At 60.5% G+C, this 26,768-nt stretch carries 23 protein-coding genes and 2 tRNA genes; 14 read left to right on the top strand and 11 right to left on the bottom strand.

Annotation, left to right across the window (positions count from 1 at the left end; all coding sequences use genetic code 11):
* Nucleotides 1-191 precede the first annotated feature (191 nt).
* Nucleotides 192-3,239 carry a ribonuclease E gene (rne, locus tag AC1RQI_RS06345; RefSeq protein ID WP_481904091.1) on the top strand — a complete coding sequence of 1,016 codons (3,048 nt, stop codon included), beginning with the start codon at nucleotides 192-194 and terminating at the stop codon, nucleotides 3,237-3,239.
* A 10-nt stretch (nucleotides 3,240-3,249) separates the two neighbouring features.
* Nucleotides 3,250-3,789, top strand: a complete 540-nt coding sequence (locus tag AC1RQI_RS06340; RefSeq protein ID WP_416634341.1) for a YecA/YgfB family protein — start codon at nucleotides 3,250-3,252, stop codon at nucleotides 3,787-3,789.
* Here the strand turns inward: AC1RQI_RS06340 and AC1RQI_RS06335 are convergent.
* Nucleotides 3,777-4,655 (bottom strand): PHP domain-containing protein, encoded by an 879-nt coding sequence (locus AC1RQI_RS06335; RefSeq protein WP_481904090.1) that lies wholly within the window; start codon nucleotides 4,653-4,655, stop codon nucleotides 3,777-3,779. The genes AC1RQI_RS06340 and AC1RQI_RS06335 overlap by 13 nt on opposite strands.
* Nucleotides 4,656-4,766: 111 nt before the next feature.
* Here AC1RQI_RS06335 and AC1RQI_RS06330 point away from each other — a divergent pair, with 111 nt between their 5' ends.
* Nucleotides 4,767-5,066 (top strand): YciI family protein, encoded by a 300-nt coding sequence (locus AC1RQI_RS06330; protein WP_416634339.1) that lies wholly within the window; start codon nucleotides 4,767-4,769, stop codon nucleotides 5,064-5,066.
* Between the two features lie 65 nt (nucleotides 5,067-5,131).
* Nucleotides 5,132-5,824, top strand: coding sequence for a TIGR04211 family SH3 domain-containing protein (locus AC1RQI_RS06325; protein WP_481904089.1), 693 nt, complete (start codon nucleotides 5,132-5,134; stop codon nucleotides 5,822-5,824).
* A gap of 15 nt (nucleotides 5,825-5,839) precedes the next feature.
* Here AC1RQI_RS06325 and AC1RQI_RS06320 read toward each other — a convergent pair whose 3' ends face one another.
* The 4 genes from AC1RQI_RS06320 to ppsA all read right to left on the bottom strand — a co-directional run bounded on the left by AC1RQI_RS06320 (nucleotide 5,840) and on the right by ppsA (nucleotide 10,159).
* Nucleotides 5,840-6,151, bottom strand: a complete 312-nt coding sequence (locus tag AC1RQI_RS06320) for a PilZ domain-containing protein (RefSeq protein ID WP_481904088.1) — start codon at nucleotides 6,149-6,151, stop codon at nucleotides 5,840-5,842.
* A gap of 140 nt (nucleotides 6,152-6,291) precedes the next feature.
* Complete coding sequence (gene rraA / locus AC1RQI_RS06315; protein ID WP_416634336.1) at nucleotides 6,292-6,789, bottom strand: ribonuclease E activity regulator RraA; 498 nt, start codon at nucleotides 6,787-6,789, stop codon at nucleotides 6,292-6,294.
* Nucleotides 6,790-6,815: 26 nt separating this feature from the next.
* Nucleotides 6,816-7,742 (bottom strand): alpha/beta hydrolase, encoded by a 927-nt coding sequence (locus AC1RQI_RS06310; protein WP_481904087.1) that lies wholly within the window; start codon nucleotides 7,740-7,742, stop codon nucleotides 6,816-6,818.
* A gap of 41 nt (nucleotides 7,743-7,783) precedes the next feature.
* Nucleotides 7,784-10,159, bottom strand: a complete 2,376-nt coding sequence (ppsA, locus tag AC1RQI_RS06305) for a phosphoenolpyruvate synthase (RefSeq protein ID WP_481904086.1) — start codon at nucleotides 10,157-10,159, stop codon at nucleotides 7,784-7,786.
* 168 nt (nucleotides 10,160-10,327) lie between these two features.
* On the opposite strand from ppsA, the gene ppsR reads away from it, so the two are divergent.
* Nucleotides 10,328-11,146 carry a posphoenolpyruvate synthetase regulatory kinase/phosphorylase PpsR gene (gene ppsR, locus AC1RQI_RS06300; protein ID WP_416634333.1) on the top strand — a complete coding sequence of 273 codons (819 nt, stop codon included), beginning with the start codon at nucleotides 10,328-10,330 and terminating at the stop codon, nucleotides 11,144-11,146.
* Here the strand turns inward: ppsR and AC1RQI_RS06295 are convergent, their stop codons facing one another.
* The gene (locus tag AC1RQI_RS06295) at nucleotides 11,147-14,071 is read right to left on the bottom strand and encodes an insulinase family protein (RefSeq protein WP_481904085.1); all 2,925 of its coding nucleotides are present in this window, start codon (nucleotides 14,069-14,071) and stop codon (nucleotides 11,147-11,149) included.
* Between the two features lie 141 nt (nucleotides 14,072-14,212).
* On the opposite strand from AC1RQI_RS06295, the gene AC1RQI_RS06290 reads away from it, so the two are divergent.
* The 4 genes from AC1RQI_RS06290 to AC1RQI_RS06275 all read left to right on the top strand — a co-directional run bounded on the left by AC1RQI_RS06290 (nucleotide 14,213) and on the right by AC1RQI_RS06275 (nucleotide 18,148).
* A complete protein-coding gene (locus tag AC1RQI_RS06290; RefSeq protein ID WP_416634331.1) occupies nucleotides 14,213-14,674 on the top strand; it encodes a hypothetical protein in 462 nt (153 codons plus the stop codon).
* A 136-nt stretch (nucleotides 14,675-14,810) separates the two neighbouring features.
* Entirely contained in the window at nucleotides 14,811-16,091 is a 1,281-nt protein-coding gene (locus tag AC1RQI_RS06285; protein WP_416634330.1) for a PEGA domain-containing protein, read from the top strand.
* Between the two features lie 48 nt (nucleotides 16,092-16,139).
* The gene (locus AC1RQI_RS06280) at nucleotides 16,140-17,228 is read left to right on the top strand and encodes a response regulator (protein ID WP_481904084.1); all 1,089 of its coding nucleotides are present in this window, start codon (nucleotides 16,140-16,142) and stop codon (nucleotides 17,226-17,228) included.
* 68 nt (nucleotides 17,229-17,296) lie between these two features.
* Nucleotides 17,297-18,148 (top strand): 6-pyruvoyl trahydropterin synthase family protein, encoded by an 852-nt coding sequence (locus AC1RQI_RS06275; RefSeq protein WP_481904083.1) that lies wholly within the window; start codon nucleotides 17,297-17,299, stop codon nucleotides 18,146-18,148.
* Between the two features lie 60 nt (nucleotides 18,149-18,208).
* On the opposite strand, the gene AC1RQI_RS06270 is transcribed toward AC1RQI_RS06275, so the two are convergent.
* The 3 genes from AC1RQI_RS06270 to gltX form a co-directional block, all read right to left on the bottom strand.
* Nucleotides 18,209-18,284, bottom strand: a tRNA-Glu gene (locus AC1RQI_RS06270).
* An 8-nt stretch (nucleotides 18,285-18,292) separates the two neighbouring features.
* A tRNA-Ala gene (locus AC1RQI_RS06265) sits at nucleotides 18,293-18,368 on the bottom strand.
* A gap of 65 nt (nucleotides 18,369-18,433) precedes the next feature.
* Nucleotides 18,434-19,921, bottom strand: coding sequence for a glutamate--tRNA ligase (gene gltX / locus AC1RQI_RS06260; protein WP_481904082.1), 1,488 nt, complete (start codon nucleotides 19,919-19,921; stop codon nucleotides 18,434-18,436).
* 166 nt (nucleotides 19,922-20,087) lie between these two features.
* Between gltX and AC1RQI_RS06255 the strand changes: the two genes are divergently transcribed.
* From AC1RQI_RS06255 to AC1RQI_RS06235, 5 genes are all read left to right on the top strand, one after another.
* Complete coding sequence (locus AC1RQI_RS06255; RefSeq protein ID WP_481904081.1) at nucleotides 20,088-20,981, top strand: zinc ABC transporter substrate-binding protein; 894 nt, start codon at nucleotides 20,088-20,090, stop codon at nucleotides 20,979-20,981.
* 7 nt (nucleotides 20,982-20,988) lie between these two features.
* Nucleotides 20,989-21,981, top strand: a complete 993-nt coding sequence (gene dusA, locus AC1RQI_RS06250) for a tRNA dihydrouridine(20/20a) synthase DusA (RefSeq protein WP_481904080.1) — start codon at nucleotides 20,989-20,991, stop codon at nucleotides 21,979-21,981.
* Between the two features lie 103 nt (nucleotides 21,982-22,084).
* Entirely contained in the window at nucleotides 22,085-23,050 is a 966-nt protein-coding gene (gene tal / locus AC1RQI_RS06245; protein WP_481904079.1) for a transaldolase, read from the top strand.
* Between the two features lie 25 nt (nucleotides 23,051-23,075).
* On the top strand, nucleotides 23,076-24,188 hold the full coding sequence (locus tag AC1RQI_RS06240; protein WP_416634323.1) for a 3-deoxy-7-phosphoheptulonate synthase: 1,113 nt from the start codon (nucleotides 23,076-23,078) through the stop codon (nucleotides 24,186-24,188).
* A 17-nt stretch (nucleotides 24,189-24,205) separates the two neighbouring features.
* Nucleotides 24,206-25,021, top strand: coding sequence for a glycerophosphodiester phosphodiesterase (locus AC1RQI_RS06235; protein WP_481904078.1), 816 nt, complete (start codon nucleotides 24,206-24,208; stop codon nucleotides 25,019-25,021).
* A gap of 9 nt (nucleotides 25,022-25,030) precedes the next feature.
* Here AC1RQI_RS06235 and sthA read toward each other — a convergent pair whose 3' ends face one another.
* Together sthA and nqrM are read right to left on the bottom strand one after the other, a co-directional pair.
* The gene (sthA, locus tag AC1RQI_RS06230; protein ID WP_416634321.1) at nucleotides 25,031-26,425 is read right to left on the bottom strand and encodes a Si-specific NAD(P)(+) transhydrogenase; all 1,395 of its coding nucleotides are present in this window, start codon (nucleotides 26,423-26,425) and stop codon (nucleotides 25,031-25,033) included.
* 47 nt (nucleotides 26,426-26,472) lie between these two features.
* Complete coding sequence (nqrM, locus tag AC1RQI_RS06225; protein ID WP_481904077.1) at nucleotides 26,473-26,721, bottom strand: (Na+)-NQR maturation NqrM; 249 nt, start codon at nucleotides 26,719-26,721, stop codon at nucleotides 26,473-26,475.
* Nucleotides 26,722-26,768: the final 47 nt, after the last annotated feature.

Genomic DNA, 26,768 nt, shown 5'->3' with positions numbered 1-26,768 from the left:
CATAAGACCTCGTAACCGGTACGGGACAGACTTCCTTAGGGGTGCGGTCCGTTGAACCGCGCTCCTCAAGCATGGGGCTGATTCACTCACAGCACCATGCGGCTTTACTGGAGCGGGCTGAAGCAAGCCCGCTGTCTCGCCATTGCGTCCCGCACCGCTTCCGTCTTTGAACGATGGAAGTTTGTTCTAAAATGAAAAGAATGCTGATCAATGCAACTCACGAAGAGGAGTTGCGTGTTGCTCTGGTCGACGGCCAGCGACTGGTCGATCTTGATATCGAGTCCAGCACCCGCGAGCAGAAAAAATCCAATATCTACAAAGGCCGCATCACTCGCATTGAGCCCAGCCTGGAAGCGGCCTTCATTGATTACGGTTCCGAGCGTCACGGTTTCCTGCCCCTGAAGGAAATCGCGCGCGACTATTTCAGCAAGGCCCCGTCTGAAATTGATGGCAAAATCAACATCAAGGATGTACTCAGTGAAGGCCAGGAGCTGATTGTCCAGGTCGACAAGGAAGAGCGCGGCAACAAGGGCGCCGCTCTGACCACCTTCATCACCCTTGCCGGACGCTACCTGGTGCTGATGCCCAACAACCCGCGTGCCGGGGGCATCTCCCGCCGCATCCAGGGGGATGAACGCAGTCAGCTCAAGGAAGCCATGTCCGGGCTCAAGGTGCCCAAGTCCATGGGCGTGATCGTGCGTACCGCCGGGATTGGCCGGGAGACGGAGGAGCTGCAATGGGATCTGGACTACCTGCTGCAGTTCTGGGACGCCATTACCCAGGCAGCGCAAGCGCGCCAGTCCCCCTTCCTGATCTATCAGGAAAGCAACGTCATCATCCGCGCTGTACGTGACTACCTGCGCCAGGACATCAGTGAGGTGATGATTGACTCACCCAGCGTTTACGAGGACGTGCTCAACTTCGTACGTGCGGTGATGCCCTCTTTCGAGAACCGGATCAAACTCTATACGGACGACATTCCGCTGCTCAGCCGGTACCAGATCGAGGCCCAGATCGAGACCGCTTTCCAGCGTGAAGTATCACTGCCTTCCGGCGGCTCACTGGTCATCGACCCCACCGAAGCACTGGTGTCCATCGACATCAACTCCTCCCGCGCCACCCGCGGTGGCGACATTGAGGAAACCGCCTTCCAGACCAACCTGGAAGCGGCGGATGAGATCGCCCGGCAGCTGCGCCTTCGGGATATCGGTGGCCTGATTGTGATTGATTTCATCGACATGTCGCCCAACCGCCACCAGCGCGAGGTGGAACAGCGCATGCGCGAAGCGCTGGAACTGGATCGCGCCCGCGTCCAGCTCGGGCGGATATCGCGTTTCGGGCTGCTCGAAATGTCGCGCCAGCGGCTTCGTCCATCACTGGGTGAGACCCGCAGCGAAGTCTGCCCCCGCTGTAACGGCCAGGGATCGATCCGCAGTATGGAATCCCAGGCGCTGAGCATCATGCGCCTGATGTACGAAGAGTCCTCCAAGGATAAGACCGCCGAGGTCCGCGCCCTGGTACCGGTTACGGTGGCCGCGTTCCTGCTCAACGAGAAGCGGGACGAAATCAATGCCATTGAGCGGCGGGAAAACGTACGGGTTCGGGTCATCCCCTCCCAGAACCTGGAGACGCCGCACTTCGAAGTCCAGCGGCTACGCACCGATGACACCGCCGTGACGGTCGGTGAAGCCAGCTTCGAGATTGCAGCGCAGTATGAGGATGACACTGAAGACGCTTGGTCCGTTGGACAAAGTACCGGCGAGCGCGAAGAAGCGGCTGTGAAAGCGGTCACCCCTGCCAACCGTACTCCGGCTCCGGCATCAAGCACCGAAACGCCAGCTGCAGGCGAGACGCTCAACTTCTGGCAACGGGTGGGTCGCAAGCTTCAGACCATGTTTGCCCCGCCGTCGGAATCCGAGTCGGCGCCCCGCCAGGAAGGGACAACGCAACGCCAGAGTGCCGCCCCGTCCGACACCAGTCAGGGCCAGAACCGCGACAGCAGCCAACGTCAGGGTGGCAACCAGCAACAACAGGGCAACCGCCAGGAAAGCGGCAGCCAGAGCCAGCGCAGTGGCCAGAACCGGCGGCGCCGTGGTGGCCAGAACCGTAACCGGAGTCAGCAGGATTCAGGCGGCCAGCAGAAATCCGGCGGTAAACAGGACAATGCCAGCCAAGGGAACAAGGATGGGAATAAGGACGGCGGCGGCCAGTCCCGCTCATCCAGTAAAGGGGGCAGCAACAACCGGAGCGGCGGCCAGAAATCCGGCGGCAACCAGAAGCCCAACACGGACCAGAAATCCGGCGCCGAACACAAGAGCGACAACGACCAGAAGTCGGGCAGCGGCAACAAGGGCGGCAAGAATGACGGGAGCTCCCAGAAAAAGGGGGATGGAAACCGCCGTAACCGCGATGCTGACCGAAGTGAAGGCCAGAAGGACGACGCCAAGGGCAAGCAATCCGGAAACGAGAAGCAAAAGGACCAGGAGACCCCCGGCGAGAAACGCAACCGCTCTGACAACCGGAAAAAAGGCCAATCCCGTGGTGACTCCGGCAATAAGAGCCAGAACCAGCAAGAAGCCGGTGAAGAGGGTACACCAAACCCTGAGTTCCAACGCCCTCGCCGGCCCCGGCAGAAAAACGGCAAACCAGCCGACCAGAGCTCAACAGAGGGCCTGAACGCCTCTGAGGAAAAAACAGCAGCAGAAAAACAACGGAAGGACGCCGTAGAGGGGGAAGAAACCCCGACCGGAGCGACAGCCAAGCCCGACGTGTCACAGTCGAGTCCTCTGCAGACAGACACTGACCAGGAGCCGCAGCAGCCTGTTGAGGCCAAGGCCAATGCGGCCAACAGTGAGGCGCCCGGGAGCAACGGCGGTACGGCACCGGAGACCGGGGAGGCCGAGCAGGTGCAGGCTCAGGCAACGGAAGCAACAAGCTCAGCTGATACCAGCTCCCGCGAAGCGCCGGTAGAGACACAACCCATCGAGACAGAACCCAGGAAGGAAGCCGAAGCTCAGGCTGAAGTGGCCTCCGAGCCTGAAAAGCAGGCCAAGGCGTCTGTCGAAAAGGCGACCCCTGACGCGGCCGGGACCGATGAGCCTGACAACAGCCCGGGCGAAGACGAGATTCACCTGGAGCCCATCAAGGGCCGCGCCTATAACGATCCACGGGAGATCCGCCGCCGACAGGAGGCATTCCGCAAAGCACGCAACCAGGCAAAGACCAACGAACAGGAGTGAGGCCAGGGATATGCTGACTGATCAGGACGTGGAAACGCTGGAATCAATCCTGTTTGCGCCCGGCCAGAGCGAGGAAGCACTGGACGTCTTTGGCCTTCACGGTGTGGTAACGGCCTCGGTCGTGGGGCCGGTGCCACTGTCCGTGGAACGCATTCACGCGATAGCCACTGCTCAACCAGAAGGCAGCGAGGAAGCGGTGCCTGCCGAATTCCAGTCACTGGTATCACGCCTGGCCAGGACCATCCAGCAGGAGCTTGAACAGGGCCAGACACTGGAGCTGCCCGAGCCCGAGGATGACGAAACCGCTGAAGAGGCGCTCGAGAACTGGTGTGCGGGCTTTACCGACACCTTCCTGCTGGATGAGGACCAATGGGTCGGAGAGGATGAAGAAACGGTTGGGCAGCTGATGACGCCCATCCTGACGCTGTCAAATCTGTTCGACGATGAAGCCTTCCAGCAGGCACGGAAGGATCCCAAGCGCCTTACGGATTACGCCGACGCCATCCCGGAACTCCTGACGGATCTCTACCTGCACTATCACTCGCCCTGAATGCGCCTCTGCGTTATTTCCCGGAAATGCCACCAGACCGGCTCGGGGCCGGCTGGCAGGTCCGGGAGCTTGCCCAGCTCTGACCAGGGCCGTCCCGGCCAGTGGAAATCACTGCCGCCGGAGGCACAAAGCCCACCCTCCATGCAAAGGCGGGTAAGGTAACCACTGTCCTGGGGCGAGTGTCCGGCACTGAGGACTTCCAGCGCCTGCCCGCCGGCTTCGTGGAAGGCCTGGACAAGCTTTCTGAGCTTATTGTTCGTCAGCCCGTAACGACGGGGGTGCGCCAGCACGGCAATGCCCCCAGCCTGTCGGATCCAACCCACCACGGTTGCCAGCTCCGGCCAGCAGCTCGCAACATCGCCGGCCTTGCCGGTTCCCAGATAGCGCTGGAACGCCTGCCGGGTCCCCGGCACCACGCCAGCATCCACCAGTGCCTGGGCAAAATGGGGCCGCCCGGGGACACCCGCCGCCAATGCCCGGGCCTGCTCAAGTACTGAAGGCAGCCCTTGTCGGCGCAACCGCTCGTCAATGGTTCCCGCCCGTTCATACCGGACGCCAGCCTGCCCTTCCAGGGCCTGCCGGAATCCGGGGTCCTCCGGCTCGAAATCCAGGGCCACCACATGAATCGTCTGGCCTCGCCACAAACAGGACAGCTCTACGCCAGCGACAAGATGCACACCCTGTGCTACCGCCGCCTCATTGGCCTCGCCAACGCCCGCAATGGTGTCGTGATCCGTGAGTGCTAGCACGCCCACCCCTTGAGCTGCCGCACGGGTCACCACGGCCTCTGGCGACAGACCCCCATCAGAAGCCGTGCTGTGGCAGTGCAGGTCTACAAACACCTGGCTGTTTTCTTCAATACGCATAATGCTCCGGGTATTGCGCCACGAACCGGGATTGGCTCGGAGCCGAGCGCAGCTTATCATAGGCCCCTATTGCCACTCATACACACCCGCGTTTCCAGGCAGGAGATCGCTATGTACTATGCCATCATGGCAGAGGATGTCACCGACAGCCTCGAACGACGCAAGCAGGCCCGCAGCGCCCACCTCGAACGTCTTGAATCGTTGAAGAGCGAAGGCCGCCTGCTCATGGCCGGGCCCTTGCCTGCCGAGGACACCACCGAGCCGAGCGAGGCCGGGTTCACCGGCAGCATCGTGGTGGCCGAGTTTGAATCCCTCGCCGCAGCCCAGAGTTGGGCGGATGCGGACCCCTATGTTGATGCTGGGGTTTACGAAAAGGTTACAGTCAAGCCATTCAAGCCGGTGCTCCCCTGAGCCTCACTGGGCAACCTTCCTGGCCTGTGGCAGAATTCCGGGTCCGTTTAACAGGGAATAACATCATGACCCCAAAGAAAGGCATGAACAGATCACTGCGTTTCATTGTGCCCTTGGTGCTTGTTCTGCTCACGTCCGTGACGCAGGCGGAAACGCGCTATGTCGACGACGTGATCTACGTTCCGGTGCGTTCCGGTCCGGGCAATGAATACCGCATTATTGAATCCGCCCTTCGCAGCGGCACTCCCGTGGAGGTGCTGGAAGAAGCCGAAAACTCCGACTATGTACGGGTACGCTTTGGTGAGGGCGAGGAGGGTTACATCGCGGCCCGCTACCTGAGCTCCCAGCGCATTGCGGAAGAGCGCCTCAAAGATGCCCAGAAGGAACTCGACAGCACCCGTGAGGAGCTTTCCGAAACCCAATCAGAGCTCGAACAAGCGCAAACCAAGCTCGAACAGCTGCGAGAGACAAAACAGACCCTTAAAACCCAGCTTCAGGAAACAAGCGACGAACTGCAACGCATCCGCTCCATTTCCGAGGATGCCATCAACCTCGAGAAACGCAACCAGGAACTGCGCCAGGAACGCCAGGAGCTCCGCAAGAAGGTGGAACTGCTTGCCAACGAAAAGCAGCGCCTCGAAGACAGCCGGGAATCCAGCTATCTGCTGACTGGTGGCGGCCTGGTGATTGCCGGCATCTTGATCGCCGTGATTTTCCCGCTGCTCAAACCCAGCCGCAAAACCGACAGCTGGGCCTGATTCACGGAATCAGGTTCAGCGCTTAACTTCCTCAATCCGCAACCCTACGCGCCAACGGCCACCCTCAAGCGGTTCACTCCTGAGAACGGTGGCCACGGTATCGAATGGCGGAAAGTCAGGATTATGGGAAGGCAATGAGGCGTGAAGCTGTTGCCCTTCAGGCAACGCCTCTTCCAGCTCAACCGCCATTCCAGTGGCGCTCAAATCCACACAACGGCCTTCAATCCTCTGGTCACTACCATCCAGAAACAGGTCAATCCCTGTATCGATGTTCATACGGATGAAGTCACGCTTTTCGGGAGTATCCCGCATTGAGTCCCCAGTCATGAACTGATCCTGTCTCAGGGTTATTATTTGTACGGATTCAGATACGTTATACCGGGAGGGAGCAGCAGGCGTCAAAGAACGAGATCGCATAAGAAGCGACGGGAGCTGAACCAGCAGGATCAGCTCCCGAGCGAAGCCGGTTATTCAGCCGCTTCAGGCAGGGGCTCGGCGGAAACGATGATGCCGTTATTGTCCGCATAGACGTAATGGCCGGGTTCAAACGTAACACCGCCAAAGCTCACGGGCACATTCAGGTCTCCCAGACCGCGCTTCTCACTCTTACGCGGATGGGTGGCGAGTGCCTGGACGCCAATGTCGGTCTCACCGATCACGTCCACATCCCGGATACAGCCGTAAACGATTACGCCCTGCCAGCCATTTTTCGACGCTTTTTCCGCCAGCATGTCACCCAGCAAGGCGATCCGCAGAGAACCACCACCATCCACCACCAGAACCTTGCCATGGCCCTCCTGACCGACCTGTTCCTTGACGACGGAGTTATCCTCAAAACACTTAACGGTTACGATTTCACCACCGAAAGCACTACGACCGCCCAGGTTGACGAACATGGGCTCCACCACAGCGACTTCCGGATGCTCATCCACAAGGTCTGGTGTAACAATTGTCGGTTCCGACACGATTTCCTCCTGATCCAGTTGGCATTTCAGTCGATACGCTCCGCGCCCCAATCACAGGTCTGTTCGCTCAACCAAGCGCGAATATCATCCTGGAGTGCGGTCCCCAGACTGTCAGGGGTGGTGGCGGGCCGTCTGCCCCCATCCCGCGGCCCCAAGGTGTGACGAACCTGCCCCCCCAGATTCTGGGCAAAGCTGTACACGGTCTCCTCATCATCCTCAACGCCCACCACAAGCCCCGGGCATCGAATGATCCGGAGCCCTTCGTGGGTGGGATGCCCCTTGCCTTTCCGGTAACGTTTCTGGCTGCGATACAGGTCCTGGAACAAGACGCTGGGCTCATCCTCCGGTCCCCAACGATGCAGGCCGCCAAGAAAACGTTGGCGCCGCCGTAGCCCTAGCCTGTCGCCCAGCGGCCTCCGGGATTCGGTCCAGTGGGAATCCGCCCGCCCGGGATCAATGAAAACAACGGCAGGCACCCGGCGCATGAAGGCAACATTGTGGATCATGGCATGAGCCAGAAGGCGCGCCCCAACGCCCTCGCCGAGCCACGCCGGTGGCGTACCGCTCTGTTCTTCCACGAAGCGCTGGACCGGTGGCAGATCTTCTTCCGCGAGCAACGCGATATGGCCCAGAGCCCAGTCACGGTTGCGTGGCGACATGCCATGCCCGCGCATCTCAGCCAACCATACGTCAAAACCGTAACGCGCAAGCAGCGCGGCAAGACCCTGCCCGCCGGGCGATAGCCACTGGCGCTTATTCTGGAACTCCCGGTGGAGCAGCACCACCGGGAAGCGGGCCCCCTCCCATGCCGGGTCCCGAACGCGTGTCACGGCAATCCGCACACTGGGATCCGGACTTACGCCCGGGTTCAGCAGGTACACATCCTCAAAGAGGTCAGCGGCCATGTCGGTGGCCGTCAGGGTCACCGGAAACAGTCGGCTGCTGCTCTGCATACCCGCTTTCCTCAGTCTTGTTTGGGCTTACGCTGGACCACTCAGGACTGCTGCTTTCCTTCCGCCAGGAAAAACCAGGTGTCCAGAACCGAATCCGGATTCAGGGAGACACTGTTGATACCCTGTTCCATCAGCCACTTGGCCAGCTCGGGATGATCCGACGGTCCCTGGCCGCAAATGCCAACGTACTTGTTGGCCCTGCGGCAGGCTGCGATAGCGTTGCCCAGAAGCGACTTGACCGCCTCATTGCGTTCATCAAACAGGTGCGCAACGATCCCGGAGTCCCGGTCCAGCCCCAACGTCAGCTGCGTCAGGTCATTGGAGCCGATGGAGAAGCCGTCAAAATGCTCCAGGAACTCATCCGCCTGGAGGGCATTGGCGGGCAGCTCACACATCATGATCACGCGCAGGTCCTCGCGACCCCGCTCAAGGCCATTGTCCGCCAGAAGCTCCACCACCTGGCGGCCTTCGCCGGGCGTGCGCACGAACGGTACCATCACCTCGACGTTATTCAGGCCCATCTCGTCCCGGACCCGCGTCAGTGCCCGGCACTCAAGCTCAAAGCAATCCCGGAAAGAATCCGAGATGTAGCGGGATGCCCCACGGAACCCGAGCATTGGGTTCTCCTCACCCGGCTCGTACAGCGTCCCCCCGATCAGGTTGGCGTATTCATTGGACTTGAAGTCCGATAGCCGCACGATTACGGGCTTGGGGTAGAAAGCCGCAGCCAGGGTCGAGATGCCCTCAACCAGCTTATCAACATAGAAATCCACCGGCGAGTCGTAGCCCGCAATGCGTTTTTCCACGGTCTGCTTAATATCACCTGGCAAAGACTCAAAGTTCAGCAGTGCCTTGGGATGCACCCCGATCATGCGGTTGATGATGAACTCCAGGCGTGCCAGCCCTACGCCTTCATTGGGCATGGCCTGGAAATCGAAAGCCCGGTCCGGGTTACCAACGTTCATCATGATGCGGAACGGCAACGTGGGCATGGACTCGACGGAGTTCTCCCTCAGCTCGAAGTCCAGTCGCCCCTCGTAAACCAGGCCAGTGTCCCCTTCCGCACACGAGACCGTCAGCTCCTGCCCTTCCTGGATCAGCTCGGACGCATTGCCACAGCCCACCACGGCCGGAATACCCAGCTCCCGGGCGATAATGGCAGCGTGACAGGTACGGCCACCGCGATCGGTGATGATGGCGGCGGAGCGTTTCATGACCGGTTCCCAGTCAGGGTCCGTCATGTCCGTAACCAGTACGTCACCTTCCTCGACGCGATCCATCTCGTTGATGCTGGTGACGATCCGGGCGGGGCCGGCCCCGATGCGGTGGCCAATACTACGACCTTCAACCAGCACCGAGCCCTTCTCCTTGAGCAGATACCGCTCCATGGTGTGCAGCCCCTTACGGCTGCGCACGGTCTCTGGGCGCGCCTGCACGATGAACAGCTGCCCGGTATCACCGTCCTTCGCCCATTCAATATCCATGGGCCGACCATAGTGCTTCTCGATGGTCAGTGCCTGACGGGTCAGCTCGGCTACATCCTCGTCGGAAACACAGAACCGGTTGCGGTCCTCAGCGTCCACCTTGACGGTCTCAACCGACTTACCCATTTCACCATCGCCGGCATAGACCATCTTGATGGCCTTGCTGCCCAGGTTGCGCCGCAGCACCGCAGGGCGACCCGCCTCGAACGTGGGCTTGTGCACATAGAATTCATCCGGATTCACCGCTCCCTGTACCACGGTCTCGCCCAGTCCATAGGAGGCGGTTATGAATACCACGTCCTGGAATCCGGATTCCGTGTCCAGGGTGAACATGACGCCACTACTTCCTGTCTCACTGCGCACCATCCGCTGGATGCCGGCGGAGAGCGCCACCTTGTTGTGGTCAAAACCGTGATGCACGCGGTAGGAAATGGCCCGGTCATTGAACAGGGAAGCGAAAACCTCCTTGATGGCCAGCTTGACGTTGTCGAGCCCAACAATATTAAGAAAGGTCTCCTGCTGGCCCGCGAACGACGCGTCCGGCAGATCCTCAGCCGTCGCGGAGGAGCGCACCGCCACCGCCATGCGGTCATTGTCGCCCTGCATGGCCGCAAAACGTTCGGCAATGACCTCTTCCAGCGCCGGCGGGAAGGGCGTATCGATGATCCACTGACGGATCATCGAACCCACACGGGCCAGCTCATTCACATCATTAATGTCGAGGCTGGCCAGGGTCTCATCAATGCGCTCACGCAGCCCGTCCTTTTCAAGGAACTCACGATAGGCCTGCGCTGTGGTGGCGAACCCGCCGGGAATCGTCACACCGGCATTGGCGAGGTTACTGATCATCTCCCCGAGGGAGGCATTCTTGCCGCCCACACGCTCGACATCGTTCATGCCGAGTTGCTCGAAACCGATAATAAAATCGTTCAAAGCCAATCTCCCTCGTTATTGCCTGTCACCCGGGGCGCCACGCGCCCTGTAGAGCCCGCGTATCATACTGTAAGCGATGGGGTGATCTCCAGCATTGCGCGCCCCGGGTTCACAGCGCTGGCGTGCCAACCTAGGATACTGGAAACCCCCGAGGGAGGCTCAGGCCCCATGAAACGCACCGCTTTCTTCATATCAGATGGCACCGGCATCACTGCCGAAGCCCTTGGCAACAGCCTTCTAGCGCAATTCGACAACATCCAGTTCGAAAAGATCACCCTTCCCTACATCGACTCCATACGCAAAGCGCAGGAAGCGGTTGAACAAATCAACAAGGCAGGCCAACTGGACGGTGCGCGACCGCTGACCTTCGACACCATTGTCGACAGTGAGATCCGGGGCGAGCTTTCCAGGGCGGATGCGTTCATGGTGGACATTTTCGGCACCTTCCTGTCACCGCTGGAAAACGAGCTTCACGCCAGCTCCTCGTACACCGTTGGCCGTTCCCACTCGATTTCCCGTGACGGTGGCTATGAAGAACGGATCAAGGCGGTCAACTACGCGCTGGAGAACGACGACGGCGCCCGCACCCGTTACTACGACGACGCCGATGTCATCCTGATCGGCCCCTCCCGCAGTGGCAAGACGCCCACCTGCCTGTATCTGGCGCTGCAATACGGTATCAAGGCGGCGAATTACCCGCTCACGGAGGAGGACATGGAAGAACAGCGGATCCCTTCCGCCCTGCAACCGCACCGCAAGAAGCTGTTCGGGCTCACCATTGACCCCAACCGGTTGTCCGCCATCCGCAATGAGCGTCGCCCCAATTCCGGCTATGCGTCCCTGCGCCAGTGCATGCTGGAGGTCAACGAGGCGGAGAGCATCTACCGCCAGGAGCGGATCCCGAACCTGAACACCACGGACTATTCGGTGGAGGAAATCTCCACCCGCCTCCTTGTCCAGACCGGGATCGAGCGCCGGGCACGCTGATCAGATCTCCAGGATCGTCATGCCCAGGTCCGACACTCGCTGACGGTTGCCGTGGCCGGTAAGCACCGCCGTGCTGGCGCGCTCGGGGGTGAGCCAGCGCTCGGCGGCCCGCTGCATGGCCGCCAGGTCGACCGCCAGTACCTGCTCCCGGAAACGCTGCTGCTGCTCGGGAGTACGTCCGAAAAGCCGGCTCTGATACGCGAAACGGGCTTCGCCAGCGGGTGAGCGCGGGCGATCCAACTGGGAGATCACGCCCAGAATGGCTTCTTCGACCGAGGCGCCACTCTGTCCCCCTTGATGCAGCCAGTCCAGTGACCGGTCGAAGTCCGCCAGCGTTTCCTCAAGACGCGGGTCCCGATAGGAGAAGAAGCGGAAGACACCGTTGGCGCTGTCCTGTCCGGCACCACTGCCGTAGGCACCGCCCTGCTCCCGGATGCTGCGGTGCAGGTGCTCATTGCGCAGCAGCACGCCCAATACGCTCAGCGGCGCGGCATCCGGATGGTCTACCGGCACCGTGGGGAAGGCCCGGGCGCAGAAATTAACCTGGGTAGCGGTCAGCCACCCCTCATTAACCTGCTCATTCACAGGGTCCAACTGGAAACCGCCGACCGCTCTATCCTGCGCCATGGACCAGCGTTCGCGCATGGCTGTCTCCGAGCCTTCAAGCCCAGTGCTCTCACCAATCAACAGGAAGTCCGGCCCCCCTGAATGGATGCGCTCATGGAGCTCCGCCAGTTTCTGGCAAAAGCGGTCCAGCTCGCCACTGTCCCCCAGTCGGTCGTCAAGCGCCACCAGCTGACGGATGCCCTCAAGACCGCCCAGCTCGTAAGCCAGGCGGGCTCCAGGACTCGCTCCATGGGACGCCGCGCCCATGGCCAATGCATGGCCACTACCGGTGATCGAATGCTCACGCCTGGCGCGCATCTGTGACACCAGCTCGCGGACCCGCTCCTTCTCGTCAAAGCGGGCGGCGGTAGCAACGTCGTGCAAGAGCCCGGCCAGATCATCGCTGTTGTCGGACAGAGCCTTGCCACCAAGCGTGAAGTAGCCACGCACGGACTGGACGTCGTCCACGTCCCCCTTGATCGTAGCCGCCGCGCTCAAGCCCCCGCTGCCCGCGGAAATCCGGTCCTGCATACGCAGGTAGTCATCGTCGCCCGCGCCAACCTCACTCAGCATACTGGAATAGATGGGCAGCAGCTGGCGATGCTCCGGCGCCAGATCCGGGAGCGGCACCACCAGCTGCTGGTACACCAGGCCATTGGTTCCCATGTGATAGCGGGTGATGCGGCCGGAATCGTCCATCTCCCCTTCCGGGATTTTCAGCGAGGCCGGCACATCCTCAATACCCACACGAGGCAGCATGCTGTCGTCCGCTTCCTCGTTCTGGCGGGCCTGCAGCGCCCGGGCCTGTTCAACCAGTTCACGCTGCTCGTCTTCGGTAAGTGCCTCCTTGCGCTGGTCCAACGCCTCGCGAACCGCCTGTTCCCGACGATCATTCAGGCCGGTATCCGGCGCCAGTGCCAGACGGACCCGGTGCGGGTTGTCCAGAAGCAGGCGGCGGACCAACCCTGGTACGTACTCCGGGTCCCGGATGCGTTCACGCAGGCGCTCCAGCACCGGCTCCAGGTCCAGCAGCTCCACCGGATCCCCGCCGTGCACCATGGGCGACAGCGCCTGCATGATCAGTTGCAGACCATAGGGGAAGCCATCACCGGAAATCTCGCGCTGCTGCAGCTCCAACTGGTGCACAATGGCTTCAAGCTTGTCATGCGGTACCCCTTCGCGAGCGACACGCTCAAGGGTCTCAAGGATCAGAGCTTCCACCTCACCCGCCTGCTCCGGCTCTGTGCCCTCAATGCCACAGACGAAGGTCATTTCGCGGTTGGAGTCCTCAAGTCCGCACAGCGGCGAGGGCGCCTGTCCCAGTTGCGTGGTTTCCAGCGCCTGCAACAGCGGCGACGCACTGTTTTCCAGCAATACCGCCGTAAGCAGTTCAGCTTCCAGGTTCTTCTCAAGATCGAAGCTTTCACCAAGAAGCCAGCCCATAACCACATGGGTGCGGTTTTCAGTACCCTCGTCCGGGTCCACGCCGTAATGTTCCTGAACCCTTACAGGGGCATAGTAGCGTTTCTCGTTGTGCACCGGCAGATCAATGTCCGCCGCGGAAAAGCGACCAAGCGCCTGTGATTCCAACCGCTGCTGGTGCTCATGGGCGGGAATGTCACCGAAAGTGGCGAATATCGCGTTACTCGGGTGGTAATGGCGACGGTAGAACTGGAGCAGCTGATCGTAGCTCAGATCCACAATGTGGTCCGGCTCGCCGCCACTGTTGTAGTGATAGGTGGTGGTCGGGAACAGGTGCTTCGACAGCGTCTGCCATAGTTGCGACACCGGCGAGCTCATCGCGCCCTTCATCTCATTGTAGACAACCCCGCGATGCACCAGCGGCGTACTGGGGTCATCCGGCGTCTCAAACTCAAGCCGGTGGCCTTCCTGGGCAAAGTCCAGGGGATCCAGATTGGAGAAGAACACTGAATCCAGATAGACCGACAGCAGGTTGTCAAAATCCTTGCGGTTGCGGCTGGCAAAGGGATACGCGGTCCAGTCACTACTGGTCAACGCGTTCATGAAAGTATTCAGGGAACGCTGGATCATCATGAAAAACGGATCCCGTGTGGGGTAATGCTCACTGCCGCACAAAGCGGTATGCTCCAGGATGTGAGCAACCCCGGTGGAATCCATGGGGAAGGTCCGCAGCGCCACCAGGAAAACGTTCTCGTCATTGTCTGAAGCAAGATGCAGGTGGCGCGCCCCCGTTGCACAATGCCGGTATTCCTCCACGTCCAGGTGAAGCGTTTCAATCCGGTGAGTGCGCACCCACTCGAAAGCCGGGTGAACCTGCGATTCCGCCTGATCCAGCATGCCCTCGTCCTGTTTGGAAAATGTGCCGCCATTCTAGCGGTTGCAAGGCTGTGTTCCCACAGCTCAATATAGCGCACTCTGGCAACCTCTCCGATCTTGTTTATAGTGAGAGGACAAAGGCACCGACCAAATGGGCAATCATTGACCAGTCAAAACGAGCACACTGAAAGGTCCGGTTCCCGTCCACGGGTTGAGGCCTACTGGGTGGAACGCAAGCGCTATCTGGAGGAGATCCGGGGCATTCCGGAGCTGCGCAGGCGTTACGTCAACGCCCTGGCGGTTTACCTCATCCGCCGCATCCTGTGGTCCTTCGGTTTTTTCCCTGTCTTTCTGGGGTTCTGGATTCCACTGGTGTTCGCCCGCTTCAACCCTGTTGCCATGGTGGATAATGCCCTGCCCCACCTGGAACGCTTTGTGAATGCCACCGCCGAGGCCCAGGCCACCACCGTGGAAACCATGGTGCTGTCATGGCTCTCCGTGGGGCTGCTTTTCGCGGTCTTTGACCTCGTTCTCACGCCGTTCAGGTCTCCCTATGAATACGAGGCGGACGTCCACATGCGTGCCTGGGAGGAACTCCAGCAGCAGCGCGCCGCCAACGCGTGAAAAACGCGCGAAAAGTGCGTCACTTCACGCAGCCACGCCACGTTCTCCGCTAATATGAGTCCAGAGTGACAGGCTGGGCCCACGCCAGGCTGTCGCCTCATCCCGGTGTGTCGGAACGAGAATGGAGTGGCATGCGATGATCGACTATAAACCACTGCTTTTTGCGAATTTCCTCGCAATCATGCTGCTGGTGACGGGCGGCTTCGCCACTATCCAGCGCTCCCCGGAACTGGTGGGATCACGCATTCCGACGGTTTCCGCCCCTGAAGCGGAGAGTGGTGAGCACAATGACGGCACCCAGGACGACACCCCCAGCACCGGTGACAGAACCATACCGCGAGTGATTCCGACCGTTACCGCTCCCCAAAGCGGTAACAGCGGCTCTGAACAACCAACGCGGGCCGCGGATCGGAACACTCAGGAAGCGGAGCCGGATCAGGATAGGACAGCATCTACTGCCGAGCCTGCGAAACAGCAGGAACCGTCCAAGGCAAAACTGACGCTGCGCTCCAACGTTTATGACGACCAGGTGCGGATCAACGGCGACCCCAAAGGCTCCACTGCCATGAGCCTGGAGCTGGAGCCCGGCACCTATACCGTCGAAATCAGCAAGCCCAAGCACAACACCTGGCGTGAACAACTCCATCTCGAAGCCGGGGACTCCCCCACCCTGATGGCTCGCCTTGAACGCTACACCACCGTGCGTTACCGCAACGGAACCTGGAAGCATGGCGTCAAAACCGGCGAAGGCTCCTACCGCGACAGCGACGGCCTCACCTATGAAGGCGAATTCCGCAACGGCGAGTTCCACGGTGAGGGCACGGCCCATTTCCCGGACGGACGGATCTATGAAGGCGAGTGGCAGGACGGCACCATGCACGGCGAAGGCAGCCTGCAGCGGCCCAATGGCGATGTCTACGAAGGCCAGTTCCGGGACGGTGAGTACCACGGGCGTGGCACCCTGACCGCAAGCAATGGTGATACCTTCACCGGCAACTGGGAAGACGGCGAACTCAATGGCCACGGCACACTCACGACAGCCAAGGGGCTGATGTACGTCGGCGATTTCAAGGACGGCGAGCTCCATGGCGAAGGCCGCCTGACGTACCCTGATGGCAGCTATTACCGGGGTGAATTCGCCAACAACCAGTTCCACGGCGAAGGCATCCGTACCTTCAGCAGCGGGCGCCAATACGAGGGCGAGTTCGTTAAAGGCCGTTTCCACGGCCACGGAGTAATCCGGCACCCAAGCGGGGCACGTATCGAAAGTACCTTTAAGGAAGGTGAGCCTTACGGCGAGGTACGCATGACGACCCCCGAAGGCGAGGTCTTTACGGCGCGGACCTCGGAACCGGGCGTGTGCTATCGTGAAGGCAGTTACCGGGCAACCCAGTGTCCATCCATGGAGGCATGGTGACTTATGTCAGCCGACCCAATAACAAAGCAGTACGCAAGAGGAACTCAGATGGCCATCAATACCGCCCTGCTGGTGGACGACTCCAAGGTCGCTCGCTTTGCGCTGAGCAAGCTCCTTGAAAGCCGGAGCGTGGATGTGAACATGGCCGGGTCCGCGGAAGAGGCACTGGATCTGCTCAATGGCGAACGCCAGCCGGACGTCATTTTCATGGATCACCTGATGCCGGGCATGAACGGCGTCGAAGCGACCAAGGCCATCAAGCGCAACCCGGCAACCGCCAGTATCCCGGTGGTCATGTGCACCTCGAAGAAATCGGATGATTTCATTCGAGAGGCCCAGGGCTACGGCGTCTATAACATCCTCACCAAACCGCCGCAGGCGGACGGACTCGACAGCATCCTTACAGCCCTTGCCGAGGACCTTGCGCAGGGGACGCTGCCCGAACCACCGGCCCCCGAGGACGTCGCGGAGGCCGATGACGAGCCCGAACGCCTGGAAACCGAAGCCCAGGTTCAAGTGGCGGAAAGCGACCAGGGGTCTGGAAGCGACGGTCAGGCCACTGTCCCGCTGACCAACGAGCTGATCGAGCAGATCGCCCGTTCAGCGGTCAAGACCCACATCCACAACCGGTTGCACGAACTCCTTTCCAGTCTCTTCGACGAACAGCATGACCATGTGCGCCGTCTCATCGAGGACAGTGAACGGCGGCGGGAAGAGGCCATCGAAAAGCAGTCCGCGGATTTCCGCGAGCTGGTTGAGAATCGGCTGGAATCCCTGAAAAACGAAGTAGCAGCGGAAGTCACGCTGAATCTGGGTAATGAACTCAGCGAGTTGCGCCGGGAAATCCGGGAGCAGACCCAACAGGGGCTGACTGAAAGCGACCTTAATAGTCTCAAGGACCACCTCACCGCCACCCAGACCGTGGATGCGGATTTCTGGCAGTCCCTGCAATCCGAAGCAGTCCAACAGGCCCACGACATCGCACGCGAAACCTCCGAGGAAGTGGCGCAGCGCACGCTGGACCTTTACCGCCGGGAGCAGAAGACCACAGCGGCACGGCTCTATACCGTGGCGCTGGCCGTCAGCCTGGGCATCTTCAGCCTGGGAATCGCCTGGGTGGGCGGCCTGATCGGCTGATCCGCCTGCCGGCGCATGCGGTGATCTGCTACCATTGCGGGGTTTCACTCCGCAGGCAGCACCGCACTATGAACCGTCTATTCGTTGATAACCTGACCGTCATTGACTTCGCCTACCTCGACCGTTTCAGAGGACTGGTGGGGGAAAGCTGGCTCGTGGACATCGAGCTGGCTGGGGACCTGAACGAAGCCGGCATGGTCTTCGATTTCGGCCGCGTTAAAAGCACCATCAAGGCTCACATTGACGAACAGGTGGATCACCGCCTTCTCATTCCAGCGGATTATCCCGGCCTGCAATGGCTGGATCCCCAATACCCCGGCCATCTCCGCTGGCAGCTTGAGGATGGCACCTGGATCGAACACCGCGCCCCTGCTCAAGCCATTACCGTCGTACCCGGCACGACCATTGAGCGCGAGGCCATCGCCTCGCTGCTTTCAGACAGTCTTCAGAAGATCCTGCCAGCCAACGTTCAGGAAGTTCGCATCAACCTGCGCCTGGAAGCCATCGACGGGGCCTGGTACCACTACGCGCACGGGCTCAAGAAACACGATGGCAACTGCCAGCGCATTGCCCACGGCCACCGCTCGCGCATCCGGATTCTACGCAATGGCCAGCAAGCCCCTGACCTGGAACATTATTGGGCTGAACGGTGGCGTGATATCTACCTCGCGACCGCCGAGGACCGTGTTGAGACCTTTGAGGACAACAATACGACCTATCACCGGTTCAGCTACGACTCGGACCAGGGCCATTTCGAGATTGCCCTACCCGCGGCCCGGACAGAGATCATGGCACCAGACACCACTGTGGAATGGATCGCGTGCCATCTGCGCGACCAGACCCAGAAGCTGGAACCGGCAAACCGCATTGAAGTAAGGGCCTTTGAGGGCGTGAACAAGGGCGCCATCGCGGAAGGTTAAGCATTGGGCCCAAGCGTTGCGCATAAAAAAAGCCGGCCAAGTGGCCGGCTTTTTTGAATCTGGCGTCCCGTAGGGGACTCGAACCCCTGTTACCGCCGTGAAAGGGCGGTGTCCTAGGCCTCTAGACGAACGGGACGAAAAAAGTGGTGGAGCCAGGGAGGCTCGAACTCCCGACCTCGGCGCTGCCAGCGCCGCGCTCTCCCAGCTGAGCTATGGCCCCACTGCTTCCAACGAGTGCGTATATTAGAGATGGCGGAGGGGTAGGTCAACCCCTGATTCTATTTTTTATTCCGCTGTCTCCAGTGCCGCGTATTCCTTCTCGACTTTCTTCATCTGTTTCTTCGAGAAACCACCCAGCACATTCAAGGCATGGCGCAGCCGTGCACGACTCACATCCGGGCCCAGAAGCGCCATGGAATCCACGACTGACCATGAGTGGGGCGTACCCGCCACGGCCACAAAAATCGGGAACATGAAATCCCCCACTTTCAGTTCCATGGCTGCCGCGAGCGACTTCAGGTCCGCAAACACCCTGTCCCGGCTCCAGTGACGCTCGGCCTCAAGCCGCCACAACGCGAACTGCAGGATCCGGCGCACAGTTTCCTCATCCAGCTTGCGGTGCTCGAAATCCCCGGGCTGTACATCCATCATTCCGGAGAACATGAAGCCTGCCATGGGGGCGATATCCGAAAAGGTCTCGATGCGAGACTTCAGGTGGGGCACCAGAGGCGCCAACTGTTCGCGGTTGAACCACCAGTCACCAACCCGATCCATAAAGGCTTCATCACTCAGTGTCTCCCGGATCCAGAGACCGTTGAGCCAACGCAGCTTGGCCTGATCAAAAACAGGCCCACCAAGGGAGACTCGATGGATATCAAACGCCGCCTGCATCTCCTCCAGCGTGAACCGCTCCCGCTCGTCCGGCATGGACCACCCCATGCGCCCGAGAAAGTTCAGCACGGCTTCCGGCATGAACCCGAGCCGCTCGTAAAGGCTGATGCTCGTGGGGTTCTTGCGCTTGCTGAGCTTGGTGCCATCCTCATTGCGCAGAAGCGGCATATGGCACAGCTGCGGCATCTCCCAGCCGAAGTACTGGTACAGCAGCATGTGTTTCGGCGCTGAGTTGATCCACTCCTCGCCCCGGATCACGTGCGTAATCCCCATGCGGTAATCGTCCACAACGTTCGCCAGGTGATAGGTGGGCATGCCATCGGACTTGAGCAGGACCTGACAGTCAATCTGGGACCAGTCGATAGTCACTGTTCCCCTGAGCATGTCATCAATCTCACACACCCCCTCATCCGGCACTTTCATCCGGATCACATAGGGCTCGCCCGCCTCCATCCGGCGGTTGAGCTCTTTCTCCGGCAGCTCCAGGTCCCCCTTGATGCCGGGATTGAGACCTCGCTCTTTCCGGGCTTCGCGGATAGCGTCCAGCTCCTCCGGTGTCCGGAAGCAGTAGAACGCATGCCCTTTCTCCACCAACGCCTCGGCATAGGCACGGTACTCGTCACGCCGCTCTGACTGGCGGTAGGGGCCGTACTCGCCGCCAACATCCGGTCCCTCATCCCACTCCAACCCCAGCCAGCGCAGGGAATCCAGAATGGCCTGCTCGGACTCAGCCGTGCTGCGAAGCTGGTCGGTATCCTCAACGCGCAGGATGAACTGGCCGCCGTGCTGGCGAGCAAAACACTGGTTGAAGAGCGCGATATAGGCTGTGCCCACATGCGGGTCGCCGGTCGGTGATGGGGCGATTCGGGTTCTGACGGTCATGTCGGTTTCCTGGCTCCTGAAATAGATCGGCATCGAGTCGGATCAAGCCGTCCATTATAACGCTTCCAGGGGCATGGGTCGTCCTTCCGTATCCTCCCCTATGGCCGGGCCCTTCATGATTGGCTAGAATGCCAACCTCCATCCTTTGTTATGTTATAACAGCTCTATGATAAAACGGTGCCTGCTGCTGGTTTTGCTCCTGAACCTGGCCGCCCCTGCATGGGCGGAACGCCCCCTTATCGCCACAAGCGTCCACCCCCTGGCCCTGATCGTGAAAGAGATTGCCGGGGAAGAAGCCGACGTCCAGGCCCTGATCCCATCCAAGGTCAGCCCCCACCATTACAGCATGCGGCCGTCGGAACGCCGTCGCCTGGCGGAGGCGGACCGCATCTTCTGGTTAGGCCCCAGGCTGGAACCCTTCCTGGAGGGCACCATGAGTGACCATACCCTGGTCGCCAAGACATACGCGCTGGCTGAAGCCCCGGAAGAAAAAAACGCGGGCGCGGATCACGGCCACCATCACGGCAGCGGCCAGGATCCTCACGTCTGGCTGGACCCGGAACAGGTGCTCGCAATGGGCCAATCGATCAAGGAAGCACTCAGCAGTCTTGAGAGAGTCGATCAACAGCGTATTGAGCGTAACCACGAGCAGTTCCGGCAACGACTGGCCGATACCGAAGCCCGTATCGAGGCGCAATTCGCGCGCCTGTCCAACGTTGCTCTGTTCACCTACCACGATGCGTTCCACTATTACGCGGACCATTTCGGGCTCACCATCGCCGGGACGATGACCCGCAACCCGGAAAGCAGCCCGAGCGCCAAACATATTGCCAAGCTGCAGAAGGCCCTTGAAGCGGCCCCCTCCCCTTGTATCATGGCGGAAACCCAGATGGGAGGAGACTGGTGGCGTGGATTGGATATGCCGCAATCGGCCACCATCAGCCGCTGGGATCCACTGGGTGGCGACATCCGTATCAAGGTGGGCGGCTATACCGATTTCCTGGAATCCCTTGCCGACGCCGTCAGCCGTTGTCGCCCCGAATCGTCCGAACAGGAGTAGCACCGGCATGCAGCACCCGGAACCAGATCGCCGCTTCAGCATTGCTCCGATGATGGATCACACCACCCGGGACTACCGCCGGTTCGTTCGCGGGCTGACGCGTCACGCCCTGCTTTATACGGAAATGATCACCACCGGTGCCCTTATCCATGGTGACCGTGCCCGTTTTCTGGACTACGACGCGCTGGAGCACCCCGTGGCACTCCAGCTCGGAGGCGCGGACCCCGCCGAATTGGCGGAATGCGCGGCCATGGCCGAGTCATGGGGCTATGACGAAGTCAACCTTAACGTGGGCTGCCCCAGCGACCGGGTCCAGAACAACCGTATGGGCGCCTGCCTGATGGCGGAACCAGACACGGTGGCCCACGCAGTGGCCGCCATGAAGACGAGCACCTCCCTGCCCGTAACCGTCAAACACCGGATCGGGATTGATGGCCATGAGCAATGGGAGGACCTGGTGCATTTTGTTGAGCGGGTAGCGGAAGCCGGCTGCAACACTTTCATTGTCCATGCCCGGATTGCCATCCTGCAGGGGCTCAGCCCGAAGGAAAACCGGGACGTGCCGCCGCTCAAGTACGACTGGGTCCACGCGCTACGCCAGCGTTTTCCGGCACTGGAGATCATCATCAATGGTGGCTTCTGGCAAATGGACGCCATGCGTGAGCAGCTGAACCATGTGGACGGGATCATGGTGGGGCGCGCGGCCTACCAGCAACCCTGGCTTCTGAGCCGTGTCGATCCGGAGATTCACGGGGTGGCGCCCCCCTGCACCACACGTACCCAGGCCATCGAGGCCTTTATCCCCTACCTGGAACAGCGCCTTTACGAAGGCGTCCCGTTGCAGGCGATGACCCGCCACATCATGAACCTGTTCCACGGCTGCTCGGGCGGGCGCCAGTTCCGCCGCCACCTTAGCGAAAACGCCCACCGCCCGGGCGCCGGCACCCAGGTCCTCAGGGATGCCCTCTCCCTGGTCCAGGAAAGAGTCGACGCCGCCTGACGGCAGCAGGACGCGCTTGTGACGCCAGCGCCAGCGCGCTATCGTGATTCGGGTTAGGATAGGGCTTTAAAGCCACCCGTTTCACAATGGACGCAATCAGCCGATGACTTCCAAACTTGACCAGCTCCACCGTATGACAACTGTGGTCGCCGACACCGGCGACCTGGATGCCATCCGCCAGTGGCAGCCAAGGGATGCCACCACCAATCCCTCGCTGCTGCTCAAAGCGGTGTCCTCGGACGGTTATCGCCATCTTGTTGAAGAGGCCTTGGCGTGGGCGCAGCAACGGGAAAGAACCTCGACGCCGGACCCGATAGTGGCCGGCGACTGCCTTGCCGTACTGGCCGGCCAAAAAATCCTGGAAAACGTGCCGGGCATGGTCTCAACCGAAGTCGACGCACGGCTGTCATTCGATCGTGATGCCACCATTGCCCGCGCCCGTGAACTGCACAGCCTCTACCACCAGCTCGGGGTGGACTCCGACAGGGTCATGATCAAGATCGCCGCCACCTGGGAAGGGATCCAGGCAGCACGGGTACTGGAACGTGAGGGCATTGCATGCAACCTCACGCTATTGTTTTCATTCACGCAGGCGATGGCCTGTGCCGATGCCGGCGTCACGCTGATTTCACCATTCGTCGGGCGCATTCTGGACTGGCACCTGGCCCAGACCGGTCTCCAGTCGGTGCCACCAAGCGAGGACCCGGGTGTGCAATCCGTTCAGCGGATCTACGACTACTACAAGGGCCATGATTACAAGACCATTGTCATGGGAGCCAGCTTCCGCAACCAGGGCGAGATCGAGCACCTGGCCGGATGCGACCGGCTGACCATCAGCCCGCAGCTGCTGGAATCACTCTCACAGGATACCGGGCCCCTCACGCGCCGACTGGCGCCCGGTGGCAATCGCCAGCCGGAATCCCATCCATCACTGGATGAAACCGGTTTCCGGTGGCACCTCAACGAAGATGCCATGGCCACCGAGAAACTCGCGGACGGCATCCGGCGCTTTGCCACCGACCAGCGTCAGCTTGAAGAAACGCTCGCGGCCTGGATCCAGGCCGCCTGAACGCCACACAGGACACGGAGGGCCTATGCTACTGATCCTTCACCCGGACACGGATCGCGACGGCAACGCCTACCGGGAAACCATGAACTTCCTCGACCAGCTCAGTAATGTCGAGGTCCGTGTCCATGACGTGCTCGGCAACCAGCAGACCCTGACCGAAATCTACCTGATTGGCGATACCAAGGCGCTGGATGGCGAAGCCATCGAGGCCCTGCCCGCCGTCGAACGCGTCATCCGCATATCCGATGACTTCCGGATTCTCGGTCGCCATCGTGATGCCGAGCGCCAGACAGGGTTTGAGTACAACGGCATCAACTTTGACCAGGACAATATCAATGTTTTTGCCGGTCTGTGCGCCGTGGACACCCCCACCCATGTTGAGGAGACACTGAGAGCCCTCAAGGACAACGGCCAGCAATGCACCCGGATGGGCGCCTACAAGCCCAGAACCAACCCCTACTCCTTCCAGGGCCATGGAGCGGACTGCCTGCCCTGGGTCTTCGAGCTGGCAGGACGTTATGACATCCGGGTGATTGCGATGGAGGTGACCCACGAAAACCATGTCCATGAAATCAGGCAGGCGCTGGAGCAGACCGGTCACCCGACAGGCGTCATGCTCCAGGTTGGGACCCGGAATACCCAGAACTTCGAGCTGCTCAAGGCGCTGGGCCGCCAGACCGACTTTCCCGTATTGCTGAAACGGGGCTTCGGCATCACCCTGAATGAATCCCTGAACGCAGCCGAGTACCTCGCCACCGAGGGCAACGCCAACGTTGTCTTCTGCCTGCGCGGAATGAAGACCGAGGCTGGCAACCCTCACCGGAACCTGGTGGACTTTGCCCACATCCCGGTGGTCAAGCGCCTCACGCGCATGCCAGTATGCGTTGACCCCTCGCATTCGGTCGGCATTCGGGACCAGGCGCCGGATGGCATTTCCGACATTGTCCATGCGGCAGCCCAGGGTGTCATCGCCGGCGCCAATATGGTCCTGGCGGATGTCCACCCGAACCCCGAAAAAGCGCTGGTGGACGGTCCCCAGGCACTGTTACCCGGTGACCTGCCCCGCTTCCTGAAGGACATCGAACTGTGTCACGACACGTACCGCAAACGGCGCGCCCTGTACAACGACAACCGGTAAAGGAGCCATCCGCGTCCATGCTGATCTACGGCCACCGTGGCGCCAAGGGGGAAGCCCCCGAAAACACACTGGCCGGATTCCGCCATGCCTACCGCCACGGCATCCGTCGCTTTGAAATGGACATTCTCCTGTCCCAGGACGGTATCCCGGTGGTGATCCATGACCGCTCCCTGCTGCGAACCACCGGCAGCGACCGGAGCGTCAGCTCGGTGTCCGCCCAGGAGATGAGCACTCTCGACGCCCGCCAGAACACAGCCCGCTGGCACCACGCCACGGGCGTACCAAGCCTGCATGACGTGATTCAGGCATGCCCTGACTACGAACACCTTCAACTGGAAGTCAAATCCGACGAACGGGACCGGCTGAACCGCCTGTGCAATCGCCTTATCGAATGGATACAGCGCGACAACCTCTACGGTCGCATCACCCTCACCTCGAGCAATACCGGCTTCCTGCGCTCGGCGCGACGACTCGACCGGCGGGTCAGCCTTGGCTATGTGGCGGAACGGCGCTTCCCCTCGCCCGTGCGCCAGGCTGAAGGCCTGGACTGCGACTACCTGTGCTGCAACTACCACATCTGCAACACCAGAATGGTGAATGAAGCCCACGCCAAGGGCATCCAGGTCGCCACCTGGACGGTCAACCGGATCCACGACATGCTGGAACTGGAAAAAATGGGCGTGGCATCCGTCATCACCGATTACCCGACCAGTGCCCTGATCTACTTCGAGAACAGGCGCCGGCTCGCTCACTGGAGCGAGGGACTGCGCGGACAGAAAACCGCCACAGACCCTGCTCCCTCACCAGAGGCGTCGTCTTCCACGACCGGATGAATGGGCCTTTCAGAAAATCCGGTTGAGACCGTTCAGTGCCGCCACCCGATAGGCTTCCGCCATCGTGGGGTAATTGAAAGTGGTGTTGATGAAGTAATCAAGCGTATTGGCATCACCAGGCTGGTTCATGATGGCCTGCCCGATATGGACGATTTCCGCGGCTTGGTCCCCGAAACAGTGAATGCCCAGAAGCTCCTTTGTCTCACGATGGAACAGGATCTTGAGCATCCCCACCGGGTCCCCTGAAATCTGCGCCCGTGCCAGATCCTTGAAGAAGGCCTGCCCCACGTCATAGGGAACCTTGGCCTCCGTGAGCTCGCGCTCCGTCTTGCCGACCGAACTGATCTCGGGGATGGTGTAGATGCCGGTGGGCACATCGTCCACATAACGGAAATACTTGTCCGCCATGATATCGGAGGAGGCAGAGCGCCCCTGGTCATAGGCGGCACTGGCCAGCCCGGGCCAGCCAATCACGTCGCCCACGGCGTAGATGTTCGGGACCTGTGTCCGGTAATGATCATCCACGGCAAGCTGGCCCCGGTAATTGGTCTCAAGCCCCACATTTTCCAATCCAAGCGAGGCCGTATTACCGCTGCGCCCGTTGCACCACAGGAAGGCATCCGAGCGGACCTTCTTCCCGGACTCCAGGTTCAGGACCACACCGTGATCATCCCCTTCAACCGATTCATACTTTTCGTTGTGACGGACCAGAACGCCATTGTTACGCAAGTGGTAGCTGAGGGCGTCAGAAATCTCATCATCGAGGAAAGACAGCAGGCGGCTCCCGGGATTGATGAGGTCAACCTTCACACCCAGGCCACAGAAGATAGAAGCGTATTCACAGCCGATTACGCCAGCGCCGTAGATGGTAATCGTGCGCGGCGTGTGCGACAGGGTCAGAATGGAATCACTGTTATAGATCCGCTCGTGGTTGAAGTCCACGTCGGGTGGCAGATAGGGCGAGGAACCGGTGGCTATGACAAACGTATCCGCCGAAATGCGCTGACCACTGTTCTCCTCGTCATCCAGTTCCAGCTGGTTCTGGTCCAGGAAACGGGCTTTACTGTGGAATCGCTGAACCCGGTTACGGGCGTAGAACGAGGTGCGCAGTTTTACCTGTTTGTTGCGCACCCGCTCGGCATTCTGCAACACCCTCGGGAATGAAAACCAGCGCGGCTCGCCGATATCACGGAACATCGGATTGGTGTTGAAATTGATGATCTGCTTAACCGAATAACGCAGCGCCTTGGATGGAATGGTCGCCCAATGCGTGCAGTTGCCACCTACGGTCTGCTTATCATCCACAATCGCAACCCGACGACCGTTCTTCGCTGCGTTCATAGCTGACCCTTCCCCAGCGGGTCCAGCACCAATCACCACAACATCAAAATGCTGATCCGACATCCGCTCAATCACTCCTGTATCCGCCTGTATTCGTCATCAGTGCTGGGTTAGGCCCGCCAGTCACTACCTGCCTCGTAGGTCATTTTCTGCACTTCACCGGCATCCGGCTCTTCATCATCGTCGGAACAGTCTCCCGATTCACGGCCGCAAACCGAACACCCGGAACCGCCCCCCAACTGATTGCCAACGCCGCCACAGGAACCACTGATCGGCTTGCGCCCAAACATCACGCCTACCGACATGCCGGCAATCAATACCATTACCAGCACGATCGCCAAAGCCAATGTACCCAACATAATCACCTCCAAAGACGCTTCCACCCGCCGCCATGGTGACGCCGGCC

It is taken from the genome of Salicola sp. AFF1, assembly GCF_056783195.1.
This window is presented reverse-complemented; position numbering and strand designations above follow the sequence as displayed.